Annotated in this window: 19 protein-coding genes; 10 read left to right on the plus strand and 9 right to left on the minus strand. The window is 35.6% G+C overall.

Going from position 1 to position 21,687, the window contains the following annotated elements:
• The 3 genes from I6U49_RS07415 to I6U49_RS07425 form a co-directional block, all read left to right on the plus strand.
• A partial coding sequence (locus I6U49_RS07415) for a Gfo/Idh/MocA family protein (RefSeq protein ID WP_198628181.1) occupies window positions 1–1,344 on the plus strand: 1,344 nt, incomplete at its 5' end.
• Between the two features lie 92 nt (window positions 1,345–1,436).
• Window positions 1,437–2,246: a DUF1080 domain-containing protein gene (locus I6U49_RS07420; protein WP_198628182.1), complete on the plus strand. Its 810-nt coding sequence runs from the start codon at window positions 1,437–1,439 to the stop codon at window positions 2,244–2,246.
• A 52-nt stretch (window positions 2,247–2,298) separates the two neighbouring features.
• Window positions 2,299–2,892, plus strand: coding sequence for a 3-keto-disaccharide hydrolase (locus I6U49_RS07425; protein WP_198628183.1), 594 nt, complete (start codon window positions 2,299–2,301; stop codon window positions 2,890–2,892).
• Window positions 2,893–3,247: 355 nt separating this feature from the next.
• Here I6U49_RS07425 and I6U49_RS17190 read toward each other — a convergent pair whose 3' ends face one another.
• The 3 genes from I6U49_RS17190 to I6U49_RS07440 form a co-directional block, all read right to left on the minus strand.
• Window positions 3,248–4,510, minus strand: coding sequence for a sensor histidine kinase (locus I6U49_RS17190; protein WP_317191852.1), 1,263 nt, complete (start codon window positions 4,508–4,510; stop codon window positions 3,248–3,250).
• The gene (locus tag I6U49_RS07435; RefSeq protein WP_198628184.1) at window positions 4,507–5,184 is read right to left on the minus strand and encodes a response regulator transcription factor; all 678 of its coding nucleotides are present in this window, start codon (window positions 5,182–5,184) and stop codon (window positions 4,507–4,509) included. The genes I6U49_RS17190 and I6U49_RS07435 overlap by 4 nt, the downstream gene beginning before the upstream one ends.
• Window positions 5,185–5,275: 91 nt before the next feature.
• Window positions 5,276–6,478 carry a porin gene (locus I6U49_RS07440; protein ID WP_198628185.1) on the minus strand — a complete coding sequence of 401 codons (1,203 nt, stop codon included), beginning with the start codon at window positions 6,476–6,478 and terminating at the stop codon, window positions 5,276–5,278.
• 379 nt (window positions 6,479–6,857) lie between these two features.
• Between I6U49_RS07440 and I6U49_RS07445 the strand changes: the two genes are divergently transcribed.
• A complete protein-coding gene (locus I6U49_RS07445) occupies window positions 6,858–7,286 on the plus strand; it encodes a PepSY-like domain-containing protein (RefSeq protein WP_198628186.1) in 429 nt (142 codons plus the stop codon).
• 95 nt (window positions 7,287–7,381) lie between these two features.
• On the opposite strand, the gene I6U49_RS07450 is transcribed toward I6U49_RS07445, so the two are convergent.
• On the minus strand, window positions 7,382–7,822 hold the full coding sequence (locus I6U49_RS07450; RefSeq protein WP_198628187.1) for a universal stress protein: 441 nt from the start codon (window positions 7,820–7,822) through the stop codon (window positions 7,382–7,384).
• A gap of 403 nt (window positions 7,823–8,225) precedes the next feature.
• Between I6U49_RS07450 and I6U49_RS07455 the strand changes: the two genes are divergently transcribed.
• Complete coding sequence (locus tag I6U49_RS07455; protein WP_198628188.1) at window positions 8,226–10,211, plus strand: S9 family peptidase; 1,986 nt, start codon at window positions 8,226–8,228, stop codon at window positions 10,209–10,211.
• Between the two features lie 99 nt (window positions 10,212–10,310).
• On the opposite strand, the gene I6U49_RS07460 is transcribed toward I6U49_RS07455, so the two are convergent.
• Window positions 10,311–11,204 (minus strand): DUF808 domain-containing protein, encoded by an 894-nt coding sequence (locus I6U49_RS07460; RefSeq protein ID WP_198628189.1) that lies wholly within the window; start codon window positions 11,202–11,204, stop codon window positions 10,311–10,313.
• A 182-nt stretch (window positions 11,205–11,386) separates the two neighbouring features.
• Between I6U49_RS07460 and I6U49_RS07465 the strand changes: the two genes are divergently transcribed.
• The 5 genes from I6U49_RS07465 to I6U49_RS07485 all read left to right on the plus strand — a co-directional run bounded on the left by I6U49_RS07465 (window position 11,387) and on the right by I6U49_RS07485 (window position 18,744).
• Window positions 11,387–12,118 carry a hypothetical protein gene (locus tag I6U49_RS07465; protein ID WP_198628190.1) on the plus strand — a complete coding sequence of 244 codons (732 nt, stop codon included), beginning with the start codon at window positions 11,387–11,389 and terminating at the stop codon, window positions 12,116–12,118.
• Window positions 12,119–12,374: 256 nt separating this feature from the next.
• Window positions 12,375–14,630, plus strand: coding sequence for a catalase/peroxidase HPI (gene katG / locus I6U49_RS07470; RefSeq protein WP_198628191.1), 2,256 nt, complete (start codon window positions 12,375–12,377; stop codon window positions 14,628–14,630).
• 360 nt (window positions 14,631–14,990) lie between these two features.
• Complete coding sequence (locus I6U49_RS07475; RefSeq protein WP_198628192.1) at window positions 14,991–15,491, plus strand: hypothetical protein; 501 nt, start codon at window positions 14,991–14,993, stop codon at window positions 15,489–15,491.
• 785 nt (window positions 15,492–16,276) lie between these two features.
• On the plus strand, window positions 16,277–17,419 hold the full coding sequence (locus tag I6U49_RS07480) for a heparin lyase I family protein (RefSeq protein WP_198628193.1): 1,143 nt from the start codon (window positions 16,277–16,279) through the stop codon (window positions 17,417–17,419).
• Window positions 17,420–17,889: 470 nt separating this feature from the next.
• Window positions 17,890–18,744, plus strand: a complete 855-nt coding sequence (locus I6U49_RS07485) for a polysaccharide lyase (RefSeq protein WP_198628194.1) — start codon at window positions 17,890–17,892, stop codon at window positions 18,742–18,744.
• Between the two features lie 26 nt (window positions 18,745–18,770).
• On the opposite strand, the gene I6U49_RS07490 is transcribed toward I6U49_RS07485, so the two are convergent.
• Genes I6U49_RS07490 through pssD form a run of 4 tightly spaced genes read right to left on the minus strand, consistent with a single transcriptional unit; the run spans window position 18,771 to window position 21,673 of the window.
• Window positions 18,771–19,643 (minus strand): hypothetical protein, encoded by an 873-nt coding sequence (locus tag I6U49_RS07490; protein WP_198628195.1) that lies wholly within the window; start codon window positions 19,641–19,643, stop codon window positions 18,771–18,773.
• 6 nt (window positions 19,644–19,649) lie between these two features.
• A complete protein-coding gene (locus I6U49_RS07495; RefSeq protein ID WP_198628196.1) occupies window positions 19,650–20,657 on the minus strand; it encodes a Gfo/Idh/MocA family protein in 1,008 nt (335 codons plus the stop codon).
• A 30-nt stretch (window positions 20,658–20,687) separates the two neighbouring features.
• On the minus strand, window positions 20,688–21,167 hold the full coding sequence (locus I6U49_RS07500; RefSeq protein ID WP_198628197.1) for a glycosyltransferase: 480 nt from the start codon (window positions 21,165–21,167) through the stop codon (window positions 20,688–20,690).
• 23 nt (window positions 21,168–21,190) lie between these two features.
• Complete coding sequence (gene pssD / locus I6U49_RS07505; protein WP_198628198.1) at window positions 21,191–21,673, minus strand: PssD/Cps14F family polysaccharide biosynthesis glycosyltransferase; 483 nt, start codon at window positions 21,671–21,673, stop codon at window positions 21,191–21,193.
• Window positions 21,674–21,687: the final 14 nt, after the last annotated feature.

Here is a 21,687-nt window from a genome sequence, read left to right on the forward strand (position 1 = left end):
ATGAAAAATAACAGACGTTCCTTTATTAAGAATTTAGGAATAGTGGGCGCAACTGCGGCCGTAATCCCGTCCAGTTTTGCTGCAGAAGCGAAAGAAGTAAATTTATTGAATAGAGCTGCAAAAACTTCAACAAACAAAGTTCTTAAAATCGCTTTAATTGGCGCCGGGGGAATGGGTGTTGCCGATACCAATACGGCATTAAAACACGAGAATATAGAACTTGTGGCCGTATGTGATTTATACGATGGGCGTTTAGAAGATGCTAAAAAACGTTGGGGCAGCAGTTTGTTCCTTACCAAAGATTATAAAGAAGTGCTAAACCGCAGTGATATTGACGCGGTAATAATTGGCACCCCCGATTTTTGGCACAAAAAAATGAGTGTTGATGCGCTTAATGCAGGTAAACACGTGTACTGTGAAAAACCAATGGTACATAGTGTAGAAGAAGGAAACGATATCATAAAAGCCTGGAAGAAATCTGGAAAAATCTACATGGTAGGTAGCCAGGGAATGTCTTCTTTGGGTAATGAAAAGGCCAGAGAACTATTGGCAGCTGGTGCTATAGGAACGCTTAATTATGCTGAAGGCTTTTGGGCCAGGAATTCGGCCTTGGGTGCCTGGCAGTATCCAATCCCCAAAGATGCCTCTACCCAAACCGTAGATTGGGAGAAGTATACTTCTATAAGCAAAGACATGCCTTTTGACCCTTTAAGGTTCTTTAGATGGAGAAATTACCTTGACTACGGTACGGGTATGGCCGGCGACCTATTTGTGCATTTATTCTCCAGTCTTCATTTTATTACCAATTCGTATGGCCCCAATAAAATTGCGGCAACCGGTGGATTGCGCCACTGGGATGACGGGCGTGAAGTACCGGATGTACTTTTAGGAATGTTTGATTACCCCGATACAAAACAACACCCGGCATTTAACCTTTCCTTGCGTTGTAATTTTGTTGACGGTACCAGCGGAAGTACTTTCTTAAAACTGGTAGGAAGTAAGGGTTCTATGGACATAGGTTGGGATAACCTTATCTTAAGGCGTAATGCCGGTGGAGGAAGTGATGATCCTTTCCTGGCAGAAAAAGCAAAAGAAAATTCAGGCAGGCCAGATCGTAAAAAACTGGTTCCACCTTTAGAAACCGTTTACCGGGCAGAAGATGGCTACAAAGGAGCGCATTATGACCATTTTGCCAATTTCTTTATGGCAATTCGTGAAAATGGCTCGGTAGCCCAAGATCCTGCTTTTGGGTTCCGTGCAGCCGCACCGGCTTTATTATGTAATGAAAGCTATAAAAAGAATGAATTTATAAACTGGGATCCGGAAAAAATGAAATTAGGTTAAACCAATAACACTAATTAAACTGGAATAAAATAGAAACGGGTAGTAGAATCTTAAAAGTATTCCCTGCCCGATTTCAACTTAAAAAATACCAAATGAAAAAAATAATGATGTGCATGCTGTTGGCGGCTTCAACCATAGCTTGTAAAAATTCAGATAAAAAACAGGAGCAATCCGAAACTAAGAGCCAGGAAAATACTGCTGAAGTTCAGCAAAAAGATGAAGATTGGCAGTATTTATTTGACGGTAGCAGCCTGGACGGCTGGAGAGGATATGGTGAAGAAGAAATGCCACCGGGTTGGGTAATAGAAGACAATGTATTAACCTATAAAACCAAATTAGGCAAAGAAGAAGACTACACAGGAGGACGAGATATTATTTATGGCGCCGAAGAGTTTGATAATTTTGAACTTTACCTGGAGTGGAAAATTCCAGAAGGTGGTAATAGTGGTATTTTTTATCACGTAAAAGAAGGCTATGCAAATCCGGCAAAAGTAGCTCCGGAATACCAGCTTATAGACGACGAAAACTACGAAAACATACACGATCTTACCGGTTACAACAAGAGCCTGGGCCATACTGAAAATCTTTCAGAATTAAAACCGCTCAACAAAACAGCAGCCGATTATGCCATGTATGAACCTGATACCACTAAGAAACAATTAAACCCTGTAGGAGAGTGGAATACCAGTAAAATAGTATATACCCCAGAACGTGTAGAACACTGGCTAAACGGAGAAATGTTGCTTTCTTTTAATCCACAATCTGAAGAATGGCAGGAGAAAAGAGACTCCGGAAAATGGAAAGATAGTCCCGACTATGCAAAATTTAAATCTGGCTATATTGGTTTACAAGATCACGCCAGCCCAATTTGGTTTAAAAATATTAAAATTAAAAAATTATAACCTTACCCCTGCCATATACTAAATGGCTAATTAAGTATTAAAATAATAGAACATGAAAAAAATTAGTTTAGTTGCTATTTTACTAAGCATCGCACTTACAAGTTGTCAATCTGGAAAGGAACTTTTTAATGGAGAAAATCTGGATGGATGGAAAATACACGGTACCGAAAAATGGTATGTTGAAGATGGTTTATTGATTTCTGAAAGTGGTCCAGATAAAGAATATGGATACCTTGCTACAGATAACAATTACAAAGATTTTGAACTAAACCTGGAGTTTAAACAAGAGGCCGATGGTAACAGCGGTGTTTTTATAAGGTCTGAAATTGAAGGTACAAAAATAGCCGGTTGGCAGGTAGAAGTAGCCCCACCTAACCTACACACAGGGGGGATTTATGAATCTTACGGTCGTGGTTGGCTTATTAAGCCAGATCAGGAAAAAGAAGATGCCCTTAAATACGGTGAATGGAACAAGTTAAAAATAAAAGTAAAAGGCGACCAGGTAACCAGCTGGCTAAACGGCGTGGAAATGGTTGATTTTTCTGATGAGAAAATTGGAGAGGCAAATGGAAAAATAGCCCTTCAAATACATGATGGTGGTGGTATTAAGGTTTACTGGAAAAATATTACAGTAAAAGAGCTTTAAACCTTTATTATTTTTGATAAAAACCTGCCCTGATTAGCTTATAGGGGAAAATTGAAGGCTGTCCAATTTTTTGGACAGCCTTTTTTGGTCTATCTATGTAATTCATTTTCATTGAAAACTACATACCTCGACCTATAAAAAATCTTCAGCCCTCAGTTTAACAAGCACTTGCTTCTTTTAAGTTTTAGCTAGAAAGAATATTAGCATTGCTTAAATCATCATTTCTGCAAGCTATAAACCTCAAAGCTATAATCCAGGCTATAAAAATCGTCTTTTCATTTTTAATGTTTTCAATTAAAAATGAAACACAAAAACCGAAAAAACTGGAACTATGAAGAACAAGGTACCAGAGACTTTAAAAATCAAGGTGAAAATTATGCTTTTCTGTAAAGGAGTACCTTAGTTCAATTTGGTATTTTTCGGCAATGCTTTGTGCGATAGCCAATCCAATTCCATTAGAGTTTGCAGACTCAGAATTTTTCTGAAAACGTGAAAATAATCTTGATTCATCTAAAGCTTTCCGGTTGGAAACATTACTTATTCTAAAACTATTTTGAGAGATCTCAATAATAATTTCACTCCCTTCTTTACCGTGTATAATGGCATTTTTAAGCAAATTAGAGACTAAAATTCCTGCCAGATCTTTATTCATAGTATGCTTTAAGTATGAAGTCATTTCTATTTTAATCTCCATTTCCTTATGGCTGGCCAGGTCTTTATAATCTTTTTTAAGATTGGTTACCAAATCTACAAAGTCTATCTCCTGTTCATCAGGAAATTGCCGGTTTTCTATCTTAGAAAGCAACAACAAAGATTTGTTCATTCGGGTTAATCCTTCCAAATTATTTAAAACCGAAGCCACTAACTTTATTTGCTGCTCATTGAGCTCTTCATTTTCTACGAGTAGCTCCAGTTTGTTAATACTTATGGCCAAAGGGGTTTGCAACTCGTGCGCTGCATTTTCAATAAATTGCTTTTGACTATTATAACTAGATATAGATTTTTCCAGCATTTGTTCAATGCGCGTATTCAGTAAATTGAATTCTTCTATATTAGAGGAAATAGTAAGTATTTTTTGATCTTTTTCAAGTCTAAAATTTTTAAGTTGCTGTAAAAGATTATAAAAGGGATTCCAAACTCTTTTAAGAATCCAATTGTTAAGTAAAACAATACTTAAAATTAGACCTATATAAAGTAATATAAGTGAAAATAAGAGGTCTTCTATCAGGTCGTCTTCTTCTACCATAGAAGTAAAAATTTGCAACTTATAGAACCCGTCCCCTTCTTTAAACACAGTTTCTAACAACCTTACCGGCTCAAATTCTTCTTCGTTGTGCATATACATAAGCGTATCGCGATAAGAATCTTTAAACCTTAATGCCCGCTCCTTATTAATTGTTTTAATTTTATAACTAGCCTCTTTAAAATCTAATTGCTTTATAGTTTCGGGATCATTTTTTACGCGGTTTATAATTAGCATCTTCTGGTTATTTAAACCATCATCCAGGCTATCGTATATTTCATCTAGCATTTCTACATAAAATATCACAGCCCATATTCCTAAAAGAATTAGTAATACTGCTGAAAAATAACTGGTAGTATAATTTAATAATTTCACCCTTCTACCAATTTATAACCAATACCGTAAACCGCTTTAATCTCTATATTTGCTCCGGCGGCATTTAGTTTTTTACGTAAATTTTTAATTTGGGAATAGATAAACTCAAAATTATCAGCCTGGTCTATATGGTCGCCCCATACATGCTCTGCCAGTGCTGATTTGTTAACAAGCCTATTTTTATTGGATGCAAAAAATAACAAAATTTCAAATTCCTTTCTATTCAAAGCCAGTACCTCTTCATCTATATCTACTTGATGCTCGTCTATATCTATACAAAGATTTCCAAGCTTAATTATGTTATTACCCCTAAAATGGCTCCTTCTTAGTACTGCCTTTACCCTCGCGTTTAATTCGGACATATGGAAGGGTTTCGCCAGATAATCATCGGCCCCCAGGTTAAGTCCTTGAAGTTTATCGTCCAGGGAATTTCTTGCAGAAACAATAATTACCCCATCCTCTATTTCCTTTTTTTTGAGATCTTCTAAAAGGCTAAAACCACTCCCATCCTTTAAGTTTATATCAAGCAAAATACAATCGTACGCATATACCCCAATTTTATTTTGTGCTTCAAAAACACTACTGGCAGTTTCTACAACAAAATTCTCTTTTTCCAGAAAATCTTTCATATTCTGCAGCATATCCAATTCGTCTTCTATAATTAAAATTTTCATGATATAAAGTCAATTTTAATGAGGTTTCAACATAAAAGAATACGAGCTGCTTGCCCTATAAATAATATTAAAGGCTATAAAAGGCATAAATTTACAGGTGCAAATCTACCTGCAACCTATATACCACCTGGTTCATTCCCGGATCTGGATTATCGTTAAAACTTATATCTGTTTGTACTTTAAGCTTGTGTTTTGATATATACTTAGAAACACCCAATGTATATTGATTTAAATTTGGAAAACGAGCCCCGGCAATAGTCTCATGAACATTGGTAAACCTTCCTACAAACTCAATATTATTATCCAATAAATAGCCTCCCTGGAGGTTAAAGGAATTACCAACATTTACAACGGCACCGGTAGGCGTGCCATCTTCTTCTATTGCAATTGGATTATCGGCATCCCTATGAGCAAACTCCCCAAGTACTGAAATAGCTTTATACTTAAACATAAAATCTGCAAAAAAGGTAGTAATATTGGTACGATGCAGGCCATTCTCGGTAAACATATATTCTCCCATATTAGAACGAGTCTTCACGGCTTTATTATTATAATCGTAGGTAACTCCCATTGCTAGTTTAGGGGTTTCGTACCTTTCCAACGAGGCTTCGCTATAGTCCTTAAATTCTCCAAATGGCAAAACCTCTAAACGGCCGGTGTATTGATAACCGCCCAAATTTCCTGTAACCACATTTCTTCCTTCCCCCTGTGAAAGAGCAAAAGCCTCTTTTATCACTATCTGGTTACCAAGGTCTATTTTATGGTGCAATTGTAAACCAAGGTCCCGGTCTATATTAAACTGGCCATTTAACAAAGATCTATCTACAAACTGAAGGTTCCCAGACGAAACCACCCTTTCGCGGTTTCCCGGTAGTTTTGCCTGTCCTGCCCAGAGCACAAAATTTTCGTAGAAATTCCACTTTAAAACAGCGTCAAGCACATACCTTGGGGCATCACTTGTAAATTTAGAAGCTCCTGAAATATCCCTATTAGATAAACCTAATTCGATCTTATATTCTAACTTTGGAGAATAAGCAAATCCATTAAATTTTAAACGGGCACGACGAATAAGAAAATTCGAACTTTCCGATTTAAAACCTTCCAATTCAGAATTTTTCCAATTGCTTATATATAATGACTGAAAACGTGCTCCAAATTTAATACTGAAGGAACTATCTTTTGCCACTGAATTAATTATTCCATTCCCAAAACTATTTGAAGTTGTTTCCTGAGCACTAAGATAAAAACCAGAAATTAGGAATATGCAAGTAAAAACTAAATATTTAAGCTTCATTCTTCTGTTTGACATTTTAAAGATATAAGACATATAAAAAGGCGATATAAATTAAAAAATTCAAAATTGCATCTTTTTTTGCAATTCTCCATAGAATGCAAATATGAAGAACAAAACTGAAAAGAAATGGGAAACATTATTTTTTTGCCCTATTTTAATCTTTTTCTAAAGTAAATTATCCACAGAAGGCCAACAAGTCATTAATAAATAGAAGGATTTTTATCTTAAGGCAGGTCTCTATTTTTCAATAATTATAGGTGGCAAATCTCTATTAGCGAGTTACAAGTTTTGAGAAAATTTTAAGATTACACCTCCGGTCGTTCCTAATTCTTTCCAGTTTTCAACCTTTACTTCGCATAGAATTTTAAAAACAATTATTATGAAAAAAGTAATTTTATCAGGATTTTTCGCACTCTGTTCTTTTGGAATGTTTGCACAGGCAGACGCCAAAAATTTACCTTCAAAAGCTAAGAGTTTTATTGAACAACACTTTTCATCAAATACGGTGGAAATAAAAGAAAATAGTAACTGGCAAATATGGGAAGACGAAAAATATGAAGTAAAACTCGCAAACGGGGTTGAACTGGATTTTGATGAAGATGGAAATATTATTGAAATAGAAAGTCAGGATAACACCGTTATACCAATTGAAGCGCTACCTTCAAAAATCATTTCTTATTTAGAAAAAAATTATGCGGATGTACAGGTAATTGGATGGGAAAAACAGAAAAAAGAGCAGGAAATTGAATTAGCCAATGGTATTGAACTGGAGTTTGATGGACAGGGAAATTTTAGAAAGATAGATTAAAATGTATTCTATACTTCTAAAAGTGAATTAATTATAGAGGCTGGCCAAAAATAAATAATGGCCAGCCTTATCTTTTAATTAAAACTAAAACTAGTTTAAGGCAAAGGAATTGCCAACAACGGAATCCTAAGATCGTCTATAAGGTCTTTCTTCTTATTGGCTGTAAATAATGAGTAAAGCAAGTTCCTCTTTTTATGACCAGCCAAAACTAGGTCTATATTACGCTCTGCAACAATCTTCTTTATAGATTTTACTACCTCCCCCTGAATCAAGAAACCTTCTATATCTATACTATATTTTTCTTTTACCTCTTCAACCCAACTTTCAATCTGTAATTGGGAGTCTTTACGCTCTTTTGCCCTTTTCTCGTAAACATATTGCGGCCCCGCTTCCCTGGCTAAAAAATCATCAGGTTCTCCCTCCATTACATGGATAATCCAAATTTTTGCGTCTGTGAGTTTTGCGATTTTTATAGCATGTCCAATTAATTGTTCCGCGTCTTTACGTCGGTCTATAGCCACAAGTAAGTTCTTCATAAGATTGAGGTTTTTATAAAATTACACAAAAGCTAAGCATTTATCAATCAAAGGCTCACTTTTGTTATTCATCAATTTTTAATAAATAAATTTGTATTATTCTATTTAATTTAAAAAATCGAAAATAAAAATTCCTAAACTTAACAGCCTATACTTTTAAAGAATTCTTAGCTTTTTTTCAATTTAAAATAACAATATCATTCTTTTAATCCTCCAGAAACCCCAAAAGGCAATTATTTAAATACAATTTAAAGCTTAAAAGCAAATAAAAACGAGATAGTAAATAAACAAATAAGCGCCTGTTTTATAAGCATAAAAGCAGCTTTAGGCACTAAATGTTTACTTGTGCAATTTGCCATTTTGCAATATCTTTAGACACAATTTTAAAAAAATAAAATCTAACATGAAAAGATCTATTACGTTTGTTTTATTCTTTGTTTTTCAGGGACTGTTCGCTCAGCAAAGTGGGCTTAGTCCAGAAGATGTAGCAAACATCAGTCAAATTTCAAATGCAGTAATTTCTGCCGACGGAGAACATATAGCCTACCAACTTTTGGTGCCGGCAAATCCTAAAAAAGAAAATGTACCTGCATCTACCCAACTATACGTTTATAATACGGAAACCAAAACAACTACACCATTTATAACCGAATATAGCGTTTCTAATCTACAATGGAGACCGGGACATAATAGTATTAGTTTTACCACTAAAAAAGAAAACGATAAGACTACGGCTTTATATGAAATTAGCCTTCAGGGAGGTGAAGCGCAAAAAGTTTATGAATTTGAAGGAAATATTTCTTCTTATAACTGGCAGGCCAACGGAAATAAGCTTGCTTTCGTCTCTGCAGTTAAAAAAGACGAGGACAATATGCTTCCCTATCAACCCGAGATCTACGAAACTAATTTAAAGCAGGCATCTGGATATATTGTAGATCTTACTAATAAGAATGCTAACAAGTTAGAAGTAGAAGGCCATGTAACTTCGGTACAATGGAGCCCGGAAGCTTCTAACCTTATGGTAACCGCTGCACCTTCTTCTTTGGTTGACGATTTTTATACAAGCCAGAAGATTTATTTTGTAGACGCCAATACTTTAAAAGTTACTGCCCAGGTTGAGCATAAAGGTAAACTAGGAGCCATAGATTGGAGTCCCAATGGTAAAAGAATAGCTTTTATTGCCGGTGAAGATAAGCACGATCCTATTGATGGTCGTATTTTTATAGCTGAGACCTCAGGTGGTACTCCGCAGATGCTTCAGGAAGATTTTGAGGGGCAATTTCACTCGCTTAGCTGGAAAGATAATAAAAACCTTACTTTACTTGGAAGTGAAGGAGTTTATAGTAGCTTATTCAACCTGAATATTAATGATAAAATTAGCAAGGTCTTCACATCTCAAAACCTAAATATCACCGGGTTTTCTGCGGCTACAAATAAGCATATAGCTTTTACTGCAAATGCAGCCGAACATCCGAGAGAGCTTTTTGTTTTAAATACCAAAAACTCGTCAATTAATAAAATTACAGACTCTAATCCCTGGTTAAAAGACAGGAAGTTAGGAAAACAAGAAGTGATTACTTACAAGGCTAAAGATGGTCTTGAGTTACAGGGAATTTTAATTCATCCTTTAGAAAAATCGGGAAAGACTCCCCTTATTACTGTAGTACACGGAGGTCCTGAAGCTCATTATGACAATGGTTGGCTTACAGCATACAGTATGCCCGGACAGGTGGGTGCGGCAAATGGATATGCAGTTTTCTATCCTAACTACCGAGGAAGTACAGGTAGAGGTGCCGAGTTCGCTAAATCCAGTCAGGGTGATCCTGCCGGAAAAGAGTTTGATGATATTATAGACGGTATAGACTATCTTATTGAAAATTATAATATTGATAAAAATAAAGTAGGAGTTACCGGTGGTTCTTATGGAGGTTATGCCACTGCCTGGATGTCTACCCGACATACAAAAAGATTTGCTGCCGGGGTAATGTCGGTAGGTATTAGCAACAATATTTCAAAATGGGGCACCAGTGATATTCCTGAAGAAATGTTTCTTGTACATAGTCGTCAGCGAATTTGGGAGGATTATAAGTTCTACCTTGAACGTAGCCCTATTTTTTATGCAGATCAGGGTGAAACCCCACTTCTTATACTACACGGTAAAGAAGACACCCGTGTAGATCCCGGACAATCTTTTGAGTTGTACCGCCATCTTAAAACCAGAACAGAAACACCTGTTAGACTGGTACTTTACCCCGGCGAAGGCCACGGAAACAGAAAAGCTACCGCCAGGTATGACTTTATGCTTAGAATGATGCGTTGGTTTGACAGCTACCTTAAAGAAGGTGTAAGTGAAATTCCGGCAACACAACTGGAACTTCAAGAAAAATAATACAAACTATTAGGTAACTAAAAGCCGGTTTACACAAAATGTAAACCGGCTTTTTTATTAGCATTCAATTTATAGAGCTATTCTAGAACTTAAATTAACCTACTGGCTGGACTCCGGCGAAAAACTTTTATAAATTTTTACTGCTATATTTATAAGTAGTAGCACTATAAAACCAACAAACAGGCCGGTTAAAAATTCTACAATAATTCCGGGAAAGGGTATATTTTCAATTAAATCGTGATAAAAATGAATATTATGTACAAAAATACCTCCCGAAACTAAAAGTAAGGCTATAGTCCCAATAATAGATAAGCCTTTAATTACCTTGGGCAATGCACTAACCAAAAAGCGTCCAAATTTATCTGAAAAGCTGTTATCTTCCTCATTCAGGTTTATAAGTTTAGTACCAAGTTCATCCATTCTTACAATTAAAGCTACAATTCCATAAACACCTACTGTAGCCACAATGGCTATCACACTAACTACCAGCACTTTTGTTAATAAGGGTTCATTTCCTACAGCTCCAAGAGCAATAATAATTATCTCTACAGAAAGTATAAAATCGGTTAAAATAGCCGATTTAATTTTATCTTTTTCCTGGCTTAATGCTTCTTCTTTGCTTAGTTTTTCCAGCTTTGGCTTCTCTTTTTTATGAGTATGCGGAAAGAAATATTCGTGAATTTTCTCGGCACCTTCATAAGCCAGGTAAAGACCTCCAATAACCAGTATAATAGTTATAGCTGAAGGTAGAAATGCACTAAGCAAGAAAGCCAGTGGTAGGATAATAAGTTTATTTAAAAAGGAGCCTTTTGTAATAGCCCACAACACAGGTAGTTCTCTAGAAGACACAAAACCTGAAGCTTTTTCGGCATTAACGGCTAAATCATCCCCCAATAAACCAGCCGTTTTTTTTCCTGCCACTTTACTCATCACCGCAACATCGTCCATTAAAGTTGCAATATCATCTAAAAGGGCAAATATTCCTGAAGCCATAGTTTTTTGTTTAAAGGGCCAAGATAAGTGTAATTAACAAACTGAAATTAAAATAATTTCGTAAAGTTTTCAGGAAATTAAGACCTATACCATCTGCAACATTTACAAAACTCTAACGTCATTCTATAAACTACTATCCATATTTCTGCGAAATAACTATTCTATTAAAGCAAAACAAACTTATGCGAAAACTTACTATTTTCTTAGGCCTAATAATAGTTACCACGCTTTCTTATCTCTTCAATTCTTTTGAGTTTATTTTAATAGCAGTCATTTTAGTAATTGCTATTTTTTTAATCCTGCTTAGACTTCTTCAGCTTTTTAGAAAGGTAAACTACCTCGGGGCAAGCTCAAGAGGCATTCGTTGGAAACAAATTTTTAATTTCGAGGCAAGCCTCGGGGTATTACACCCTTTGGCGGTGCCAATAAAAGCGTACTATTTTAGAAACTCTTTATTGCTTATGTTGATTTGTATCTCTGGAGTGTGCATTTCGCTAATTAGACCTTATGATAAAGCTGTAATTCACCAGGGAAGCCTAAGTGAGAAATTAAAATTTGCTTACGAAAGCGACCAAAAAGATAGAATGCAACTTAGGTCTTTTCTGAGTTATTTTAGCAATTTAGAACACAGAGACTTAAAAAGGTTGAACCAGGTAAAAAATATTAGAAAAATAAATACCATAAAAAAACCACGAGATAAATTCTATGCAGCCTTCATTTATCATCATGGTAAGGATAGTATAGATTATAAAACAGCTTCAAAACTAGCAACAGAAGCTGCCCTCCACAGCTCTCTAAAAAATGACTATAAAGTACAATGGTTAAGAAAAGCTGCCCATGATCGTTATTTATTAGCTATAGGAAAGCAGGAAAAGTATAATACCCAAAACAATTTCAGCTTTGATATAGAATAAGCCACTTCGCTCTTAAATGGATAAGAAAAAGCAAACCTCTTTAATTGTATACAATTCAAATTACCAGACATACGCCTTTAAATAAACGATTTGGTTTAGTACATTCATATGCGTACTTAATAAAGGAATAAATTCCAGTAAGTTGGTCTACTATAGTTTTCATTTAAAGACTATAGTTATTTGGTATAGAAATAAAATAACCATAAGAAAAAATTATAGTATTTTTAAAAAACAAAACTTCTAAAACTATTCAATTATGGAGAATAAGCAGTCAAAAAATCCCGATAATCATAAAGTTTGGGATGTAAACGAATCTAGCAGATGCCCATTTATGGGTGGGGCTGTAGAAAAAACAGCAGGAATGGGACCAAGTAATAGAGATTGGTGGCCAAATGCTTTAAACCTGAATATACTAAGGCAACATTCCAATCTATCCAGCCCAATGGATAAAGATTTTAATTATGCTGAAGCTTTTAAAAGCCTTGATTTGCCAACGGTTAAAAAAGATCTAACCAATCTTATGACCGACAGCCAGGAATGGTGGCCAGCAGATTATGGACATTATGGGCCATTCTTTATTCGTATGGCCTGGCATAGTGCAGGTACCTACCGTATTGGCGATGGCCGTGGTGGGGCAAGCTCTGGTTCGCAAAGATTTGCTCCTTTAAATTCCTGGCCAGATAATGCCAACCTGGACAAAGCCAGACTTTTACTATGGCCAATTAAGCAAAAATATGGCAATAGAATTTCCTGGGCCGATTTAATGATCCTTGCCGGTAACGTGGCCCTTGAGTCTATGGGACTTAAAACCTTTGGTTTTGCCGGTGGGCGTGAAGATATTTGGGAACCTGAAGAAGATATCTATTGGGGGTCTGAAGGTGAATGGTTGGGAAACAAAGAGCGATACCAGAATGGGGATGACCTGGAGAATCCATTAGGGGCTTCCCACATGGGGCTAATTTACGTAAACCCGGAGGGACCCAACGGAAAGCCAGATCCTATTGGAGCGGCTAAAGATATTAGAGAGACTTTTGGCCGAATGGCGATGAACGATTATGAAACAGTAGCATTAATTGCCGGCGGGCATACCTTTGGAAAAACCCACGGTGCTGCAGATGCCAATGAATATGTGGCTGCTGAACCTGCAGGAGCCGGTATAGAAGAAATGGGACTTGGTTGGAAAAACAGTTTTGGTACCGGAAATGCAGAGAATACAATAACCAGTGGAATTGAAGGGGCCTGGACGCAAACCCCCACAAAATGGAGCAATAGTTTTTTTGATAATCTTTTTAAATACGATTGGGAATGTCACAAAGGACCAGGCGGTGCTTACCAGTGGAAACCAAAAGATGGTGCAGGTGCCGGAACTATTCCAGACGCGCACGATGCCAATAAAAAACACGCACCTTTTATGCTAACCACCGACCTTTCTTTAAAAGAAGATCCCGCATATTTAAAAATATCTAAACATTTTCATGAAAATCCCGATGAATTTGCCGAAGCTTTTTCAAAAGCCTGGTACAAACTTACACATCGTGATATGGGACCAACCTCGCGCTACCTGGGACCGGAAGTACCTACCGAAGAACTTATTTGGCAAGACCCAATACCTGCTGTAGACCATGATTTAATAAACGATAAAGACGTAGATGAGCTTCATAAAATGATTCTAAACTCAGGCTTATCTGTATCTCAATTAGTATCAACTGCCTGGGCTTCCGCTTCAACGTTTCGGGGCTCGGATAAACGTGGCGGTGCTAATGGCGCACGTATTCGCTTAGAACCACAAAGGAATTGGGAAGTCAATAATCCTCCGCAGCTACAAGAGGTATTAACAAAACTTGAAGGTATTCAACAGGAATTCAATAGTGCTCAATCTGGAAATAAAAAAGTTTCCCTTGCCGATCTTATTGTACTTGGAGGCTGTGTTGCTATTAAAAAGGCCGCTAAGGAAGCGGGTCACAATGTAGATGTGCCTTTTATTCCGGGGAGAACTGATGCTACAGCAGAGCAAACCGATGTTGAAGCTTTTGAACCTCTGGAGCCAAATGCTGATGGATTCCGTAACTATTTTAAGAAGAAAGATAAAATCTCTACCTCAGCTGAAGAAATGCTGGTGGATAGAGCTCAATTGCTAACTTTAACTGCTCCCGAAATGACAGTTTTAGTAGGTGGCCTACGTTCCTTGAATGCAAACTTTGATCAATCTAAGCATGGCATTTTCACAGAGAGACCGGGACAGCTTACCAACGATTTTTTTAAGAATATCCTTGATATGAAAACCACCTGGAAAGCAACTTCAGATTCTCAAACCGTTTTTGAAGGCCGCGATCGTGCTACTAATAAGGTAAAGTGGACTGGTACCCGTGCCGACCTTATTTTTGGATCAAATTCGGAGCTTAGAGCTTTGGCTGAAGTATACGCAACTATAGATTCAGAAGAGAAATTCATAAAAGACTTTGTAAAAGCCTGGGATAAAGTAATGAACCTGGACAGGTTTGATTTAGAGTAAACTATTAAACTATATAAAAAGGGAGAGGTTGTTTGAAGAATTTTGGAAATTAGTATCTCCATATTGAAACCGAAGCTTCAATAAATTAATAAGTATTGAAATAAACTCTGCTTACTCTATATGATAAAAAATATTTCGTCTTTAGTGAGCTGTGAGATTTTCTAATAACATTTTTTTCAAACAACCTCTTTTTTTTATACAATACAAGACCTTACGGGTATTTTAAAATAAGTTTATTTACTAAAAATTAGACCTACTTTTCTATAAATAATTTGGAAAATTATCATTAAATTTTACAAAAAAGCTTAATCTTGCACATTTTTTTCATATATTAAACCACTATAAAACAGATTAGTACCTATGCGAAACAACTCTTATCTGGTTAATGAGCCCGCTCCCAACTCATATTCATTTAAGGATCTAAATTCGGTTTTAGAAAATAAAAAAGAAGAAGAGCTCAAAAAGCCACACGAAAACAATAACAGTAAAAAATCAAACTTGTTTAGCGTTTTGATTTCTTTCTGGAATCGCCTGGTAGCTACACCCAAAAACTTTCCTCAAGCTGCCCATACAGAGATAAGTAGCATTCTAAAAACTGAAAAAAATATTGTAGCTGATAAAAAGATAAAACTCGTACTATCAAAAATATTAGACTTGCCCGTAGACTCAGAAAACCTATTAAAAGCTGTAGCAAACTCCAAGAAAATTTTTCATGAAGATTATCCCTTTGATTTTATATTGGAATATCAAAACAAAAGATTGGGGATGATGCTATTAGATGTATGCTATAACGAAAAGAATCAGGAAGAAATAGACTATAATTTTAATCCCGAATTAAAGAGCTTTAAAGGATTATTTTAATTGGCTAACAAAGTACATATAGTGCCTGCTAAGAAAGAAATTGGTTAATTAAGTCCATTCCATCTCAGGTTAACCCTTCAGCTCAATTACCGAATCTATTTTTGCTCAATTCCAACACAAAGCTTCAGACGTTAATTTCAAATAAATTTTTATTCGCTAGCCTACTTTCTCTCAACATTTTTTCGGCTATTGTCGATACATAATTTTTTCTGTGGAAAATACTCACACTAAAGTCAAAAAGTCTACACAATAATTATCCTTTTCGGCATTAAACACAAAACTTAGTAAATAAAATTATCCGCGTTATGCTTCTAAATTCAGCGGGTTTATTTCGCAATTATTAAGCTAAAATTTCCTGGCATAATATTGACTATATCTTTACATACCGATGTATAAGTATTCTCTTACATATTTCATAAAAAATTGATTTATAGAGGTTAACATCATTTTTAAATGATTAAATCACTTGTTTTATCGGTTTTAATAATTAGTTTCGCGCAAAATTTTTCGTAAAAAAAATATAGTAAAATGTCCCTATCCCTACAAGTTTATGAAATGCTCAATTACCGTACTTTTTGTACCAATTTCTTATTGTGTAAAAATCAAATAGCACAAATCAAATAATCCAAAAATTAAAAACATACACAGTTATTAACATCATGGATGATAATTTTCAGTGCATAATAGAAAATGATACCATTGTTCTATTAGCCAATTATTCGTCTATTGATAAAGCAATACCTGTGTAAGATTAGAAACTATTAGTAATATTTAAATTATTTATAATGAAAAAACTTTTTTATGTCTTGTTACTTGCCATAGCTGCCTGTTCACCGGATAATGAAACCTTAGAAGAAACTACTGCCGAAGACTCTCTGGAGTCTATAGATTTAGAATCGGAACCACCTTTATATCAAGATTCTGGCAATTTAATTTATATAGAAAATTTTGAAAACCCCGATTTAAACAAGAATCCACAATCGGGTGATTTTTACCTTGAACACGCCGAAGACCATAGTTTTCAGCTAGAGGAAAATATTGTAAGAGAAGGTGCTAATTCAGGTAGATTTGAAATCAAAAAAAGTGATACTCAAATTTGGGGTGGTAACCGAACTGAGATGTCACAGGCACAAAGTACTACACAAAGTGAAGGTTGGTATGGCTTTTCACAGTTTTTCCCAACTAATTATACTTCTGATGCCTCTGGAGAAGTAATTGGACAATGGCATGTACAGGCAGATAAAGGGGAAGCTACCAACAGAAGCCCTTCCAATGCATTAATCGCTTCAGAAGGTAAATTAAAATGGATGTTAAGATGGGATGCCGATCGTATTATGGAAGATGGTTACTCAGACGGACTAATCTATATAGATCTTGGAGCCATACCTAAAGGCAAATGGATTGATTGGGTTGTACACATTAAATATTCACATACCAATACCGGTATATTGGAAGTATGGAAAGATGGCGAGAAAGTAATTGATAGGCAAAACATGCCAAATACTTATAATGATGAAAAATATCCTTATTTTAAATTTGGTGTCTATAAATGGTCTTGGGGAAATCTTTCAACACAAAGAACCATCTACTACGATGAGGTTAAAATAGGTAATAGATATAGTAGTTACGATGAGGTTGCAACTAGTACAAGTACAATAGACAATGGAATTAACATGATGATAAACAGTTATACCGTTAATTGTGTGGGAGAAATGGAAGGCACCTGCTTACTTGTTCAGGAAGGTAATATGATTGGTACCGAAAACTGGGAGAATTTTTACTTTGTTGATGGTATTGAAGGTTTTAACTATGAGCCCGGTTTTGTATATGGTCTTAAAGTGAAAAAAACAGAAATAAAGAATCCTCCGGCCGGTGGTTTTTCTATTAGATACGAGCTGGTGGAAATCGTTTCTAAAGAAGCAAAATAGCTATTTGGTAAATAATATATTTGATAACTAAGAACCGGTACTGTTCACGTGCCGGTTCCTACCAATTTAAATTCCCACATAAGCTTTCTAAATAGCAAACCAACAATAACATAATAGGTTTAGCTATTTCTTTCCTAAATTTTACTCGCTTCAACGAATCACAAATCACTGACTATCAGTTAAGTCATTTATTTTTTTTAGTATCTTACTTATAGATTTGAAATTATATAATTGATTATAGACTGCTTTAGCCTCAAAGCTCAAAATTTTCTATAACTGATTAAAAACCGGTAATGTAGATGCAGTTAGAATAGGCTAATGCCTATTTCATAGCAGAAAATCTCCATTTACTATACGCTTCTCTTTAGAAAAATGTTAGCAAGCCAACGAGCGGTATTAAATGATTTCATTTCGATTTTGAGATAAGTCTGTGTGTATTATCACGATTATCGAGTACTATCTATGTTGTCATGAAATACATTTGCTATTTATTACTTTTTTCGGTTTTTATTTTTTTACAGGGATATCAGTTTAGCATTGGTAAAAAGCAAACACTTAGTTTTTTCGCTCCCCTACCTATAGATCAAATTTCCTCAAATTTAATTTTAGAGGAAAGTTTTGAAAATATTGCCCTGGAAACAAATCCACAGGCGGGAAATTTTTACCTGGAATATGCCAAAAACCATAGTTTTCAGCTTGAAAAAGATATTGTAAGGAAAGGTGCTACTGCCGGTAGATTTGAAATCAGAAAAAATGATCCTCAAATTTGGGGTGGTCATAGATCAGAAATGTCCCAGGCTCAGAGAACAACAAAGAAAGAGGGCTGGTATGGTTTTTCACAATTTTTCCCAACTAGCTATACTACTGATGCTACCGGGGAAATTATTGCACAATGGCATGTTCAAGCCGATGAAGGAGAAGCTACCAACAGAAGCCCTTCCAATGCATTAATCGCTTCCGAAGGTAAATTAAAATGGATGTTAAGATGGGATACCGATCGTATTATGGAGAATGGACATTCAGACGGACTTATCTATATAGATCTGGGAACTATACCTAAAGATAAATGGGTTGATTGGGTAGTGCATATTAAATACTCCCATACCAATACCGGAGTATTGGAGGTGTGGAAAGATGGTAAAAAAGTAATTGACAGACAAAATCTGCCGAATACTTATAACGATGAAAAATACCCTTATTTTAAATTTGGTATTTATAAATGGGAATGGACACCAACCTCTTCCCAAAAGGTAATCTATTATGATGAGGTGCGTATAGGAAATGAAAATAGCAGCTACGATGAAGTAAAGCCGGGTGCCAATTAATTGGCACAGGCTGCTACCTTTCTTATCTAAAAACTTACTTTCTGGCTGTCAAAATGATGAATTGTAGCTACCGTATTTTCAATATTTGCTTTGGAAGATGCTCCAAAAAGAATGGCCTCAATATTAGGAAATTTACAAACATATTCTAAGGCTTCTTTGGGAGGGATTGCCCCACCACCTAAGACTTGCATGGCAATGGCCCTAAATTTTCGAATTTTAAGTGTTTCTTCGTATAAACCTTTTCCTCCACTCATTCTAAAATTAAGCTTATTCATGGAAAAACAAATAATAGGATTTGTTATTCCGGCGGTTTCAAGCATAGTTAACAACCTGGGCATATTCATAGTGATAAATCCGGGCTCTGCATCGTATTTATTTTTTATATAATCGTAAAAACCTTTCAACACCTCAACCATTCCCAACCCTAAGAGTAGATCGGTGATTACGTTTTGCAGAAAAATAACCGGGGTATTAATTCCTTTAAACATTTTCATTTCGGCATCGATAAGCAGTTCCATAATCTTTAGAAAATCTTTTGATACAAATGCCATTCCTCCTTTAAATAGGGTACCAAAGAAATTTCCGGGAACATATTGCTTAATAGTACCTTGAATCCCCAATTCGGTTACGGCATTGGCATATTTATGGGCATAAGGCATACAAGGATAAATTTTAAAGTTTTCATATTTCCCGGGATTAGCCCTAATTATATCACAAATGTTGGCTATTCTATCATGAGTTGTACACATAAAGGTATTGAGACCCGATGCCCTGGCAGCATCTATCGTATTTATAATAGCTTCATCGGTTTTAAATTTTATAGATTGCGCCATAGATTTGGCATCAGAAATATGATTTACCGCAAAAAACTGATTGTCTCCGTATAATATTCTATCCATCCTATTTTAGTTTTGATTCCTTATTATTGAAATAGCCCTATCGGTAAGCCAGGCACTTTGAAAGTTATTTACATTATTAGGAACCGTTCCCTTTACGGCTTTTATAAAATAATCGACCTGTGCTGAATATTCTTCTCCTCTGAGGTAAAAATTTACCGGCTCGGTTAAATCGGTTACATATTTTACATTCCAACCTTTAGAGTAGCCTGTAGGGCATTGATTTTCTTTAAAATAGACTTTTAGTTCGTTGGCATCAGATATTATTTTTCCTTTATTGCCATTTATGGTAATTGAAGTAGACATTTTTCTGTAAGTTTCGTCGCTCCAGTTTACAGAAAGTACTCCGGTGGTTTTATTGGAAAGCTCCAATATAGCATAGACGGCATCCTCTACTTTTTTGGAGTAAACAGATTTTAGAATACTTCCTTTACAGGCTGTTACAGGCGATAGAATATCGTTAATAAGATCTATTACGTGAGAGGCATAATCCATTAGGCAGCCTCCGCCTTCGGTTGGGTTAGAACGCCAGGTTCCTTCTTTCTTCTTTGTAACCACCGGCCCATAGGCCTCACCCAGAAAATGGTTAATCTCTCCTATGGCACCATTTTCTACCAATTTCTTGACTTCTTTAAAAGTGCCTATAAATTTATTGTGATAACCTACCTGGTTTACTACATTTTTCTTCGATGCCAGGCTAGCTAGCTCCAGTCCTTGTTCCGAACTTAAGCAGAAAGGTTTTTCAACAAAAACGTGAATGTTTCTGGCTAAAAGTTCTTTCACTAAATCAAAATGAAATTTGGTAGGTGTAGCTACAAATACTGCATCGGGTTTTTCCTCTTCCAGCATTAGTTGATAGTCTGTATAACAGCTGAAGCTACTATATTTCTCCAGTGCACTAAGCACAAGTTTAGAAGTTTCACATACCCCAACCACCTCTACATCTGGATGAGCACCTAAAATTGTTAAATGAGAGATGCCCATTTTTCCCGCACCTATTAAGCCGACTTTTATCATAAGGTTCTAATTATTTAAGGTTATAAATCTTTACAAAGAATCGATATATTCTTCTAAATGATCTATTATATTTTGCTTCGTGGAAACGTAGGTTGTTGGCTCAAAAGCATCTACTTTGGGTAGTATGTCCTCCAAAGCCATATCTTCGGTCCAGGGTAAGATATAATTCTGTTTGGTAAACTCTTGTAGTATCTCTTTCTGATGGTTATCTACCACTTCTTTATATTTTGCCAGTCTGGGAATAGCAATTATCTTTTTTTGCAGCTTCATTCCTTTAATTAAAGATCCGGTACCGGCCTGTGTAATTACAAGTCGGGCTTGTTTATAGAGTCCGGTCAACTCATCGGGGGCAATAAAAGGTCGCATGTCTAAATAGTTCGAATCAAACCGGGTATGCCCGCTTTGTACAATTACCTTTTCGTTTATAATGCCATCTTTACAAAGCCTGTCTATTTCAACAAGTGGCCGTTTAAAAGCAGTTGGAAAAGTGCCCAATAGTACTAGTATCATAGTAAAAATGTTAGTCTGAATAATTAATATATCCCTCCAAGATAGATGGCTTTCTTATAAAATTTCTGTACTCCCGGCCATTGAACTATAAATTTATTGGCTATCGGATAAATTATATCTGCCGAAAAAGCCCTTGAATTTATTCTGGCGTAGCTAAGAATCCAAATAATCTTAGCTCCTACCAATTTCCCTAAAAAACACATGGGAATGGCTGTATGACTTCCGGTTGTAATAATAACTTTAGGATAATGCTGCATTAAAATTTTTAGGGAGAGAAAAGTATTTACAAGTAAACTAAAAATAAAAGATAGATTTCTTTTTTGCCCTTTAGACCTACCTTTTAAGTATTTAATATTATACTTTTCTTTTAATGGAATTGTAGCCGGAGACTTTTCTGTAACAATTAGGTAATTGTAATTTAGGAACATATCCCTTAACTCTAAAATTTGAGCAAGGTGCCCCCCATCAGAACAAATAAGTATAATTTTTTTCCTTTTATCTCTCATAAGTTCAAATTTTT

The sequence above is a fragment of the Salegentibacter maritimus genome (assembly GCF_016236915.1).
GTDB lineage: Bacteria > Bacteroidota > Bacteroidia > Flavobacteriales > Flavobacteriaceae > Salegentibacter > Salegentibacter maritimus.

Coding starts and splice junctions, on each gene's coding strand:
- I6U49_RS07420 (WP_198628182.1), top strand. CDS start 1,437: ATGAAAAAAATAATGATGTGCATGCTGTTGGCGGCTTCAACCATAGCT.
- I6U49_RS07425 (WP_198628183.1), top strand. CDS start 2,299: ATGAAAAAAATTAGTTTAGTTGCTATTTTACTAAGCATCGCACTTACA.
- I6U49_RS07435 (WP_198628184.1), bottom strand. CDS start 5,184: ATGAAAATTTTAATTATAGAAGACGAATTGGATATGCTGCAGAATATG.
- I6U49_RS07440 (WP_198628185.1), bottom strand. CDS start 6,478: ATGAAGCTTAAATATTTAGTTTTTACTTGCATATTCCTAATTTCTGGT.
- I6U49_RS07445 (WP_198628186.1), top strand. CDS start 6,858: ATGAAAAAAGTAATTTTATCAGGATTTTTCGCACTCTGTTCTTTTGGA.
- I6U49_RS07450 (WP_198628187.1), bottom strand. CDS start 7,822: ATGAAGAACTTACTTGTGGCTATAGACCGACGTAAAGACGCGGAACAA.
- I6U49_RS07455 (WP_198628188.1), top strand. CDS start 8,226: ATGAAAAGATCTATTACGTTTGTTTTATTCTTTGTTTTTCAGGGACTG.
- I6U49_RS07460 (WP_198628189.1), bottom strand. CDS start 11,204: ATGGCTTCAGGAATATTTGCCCTTTTAGATGATATTGCAACTTTAATG.
- I6U49_RS07465 (WP_198628190.1), top strand. CDS start 11,387: ATGCGAAAACTTACTATTTTCTTAGGCCTAATAATAGTTACCACGCTT.
- katG (WP_198628191.1), top strand. CDS start 12,375: ATGGAGAATAAGCAGTCAAAAAATCCCGATAATCATAAAGTTTGGGAT.
- I6U49_RS07475 (WP_198628192.1), top strand. CDS start 14,991: ATGCGAAACAACTCTTATCTGGTTAATGAGCCCGCTCCCAACTCATAT.
- I6U49_RS07480 (WP_198628193.1), top strand. CDS start 16,277: ATGAAAAAACTTTTTTATGTCTTGTTACTTGCCATAGCTGCCTGTTCA.
- I6U49_RS07485 (WP_198628194.1), top strand. CDS start 17,890: ATGAAATACATTTGCTATTTATTACTTTTTTCGGTTTTTATTTTTTTA.
- I6U49_RS07490 (WP_198628195.1), bottom strand. CDS start 19,643: ATGGATAGAATATTATACGGAGACAATCAGTTTTTTGCGGTAAATCAT.
- I6U49_RS07495 (WP_198628196.1), bottom strand. CDS start 20,657: ATGATAAAAGTCGGCTTAATAGGTGCGGGAAAAATGGGCATCTCTCAT.
- I6U49_RS07500 (WP_198628197.1), bottom strand. CDS start 21,167: ATGATACTAGTACTATTGGGCACTTTTCCAACTGCTTTTAAACGGCCA.
- pssD (WP_198628198.1), bottom strand. CDS start 21,673: ATGAGAGATAAAAGGAAAAAAATTATACTTATTTGTTCTGATGGGGGG.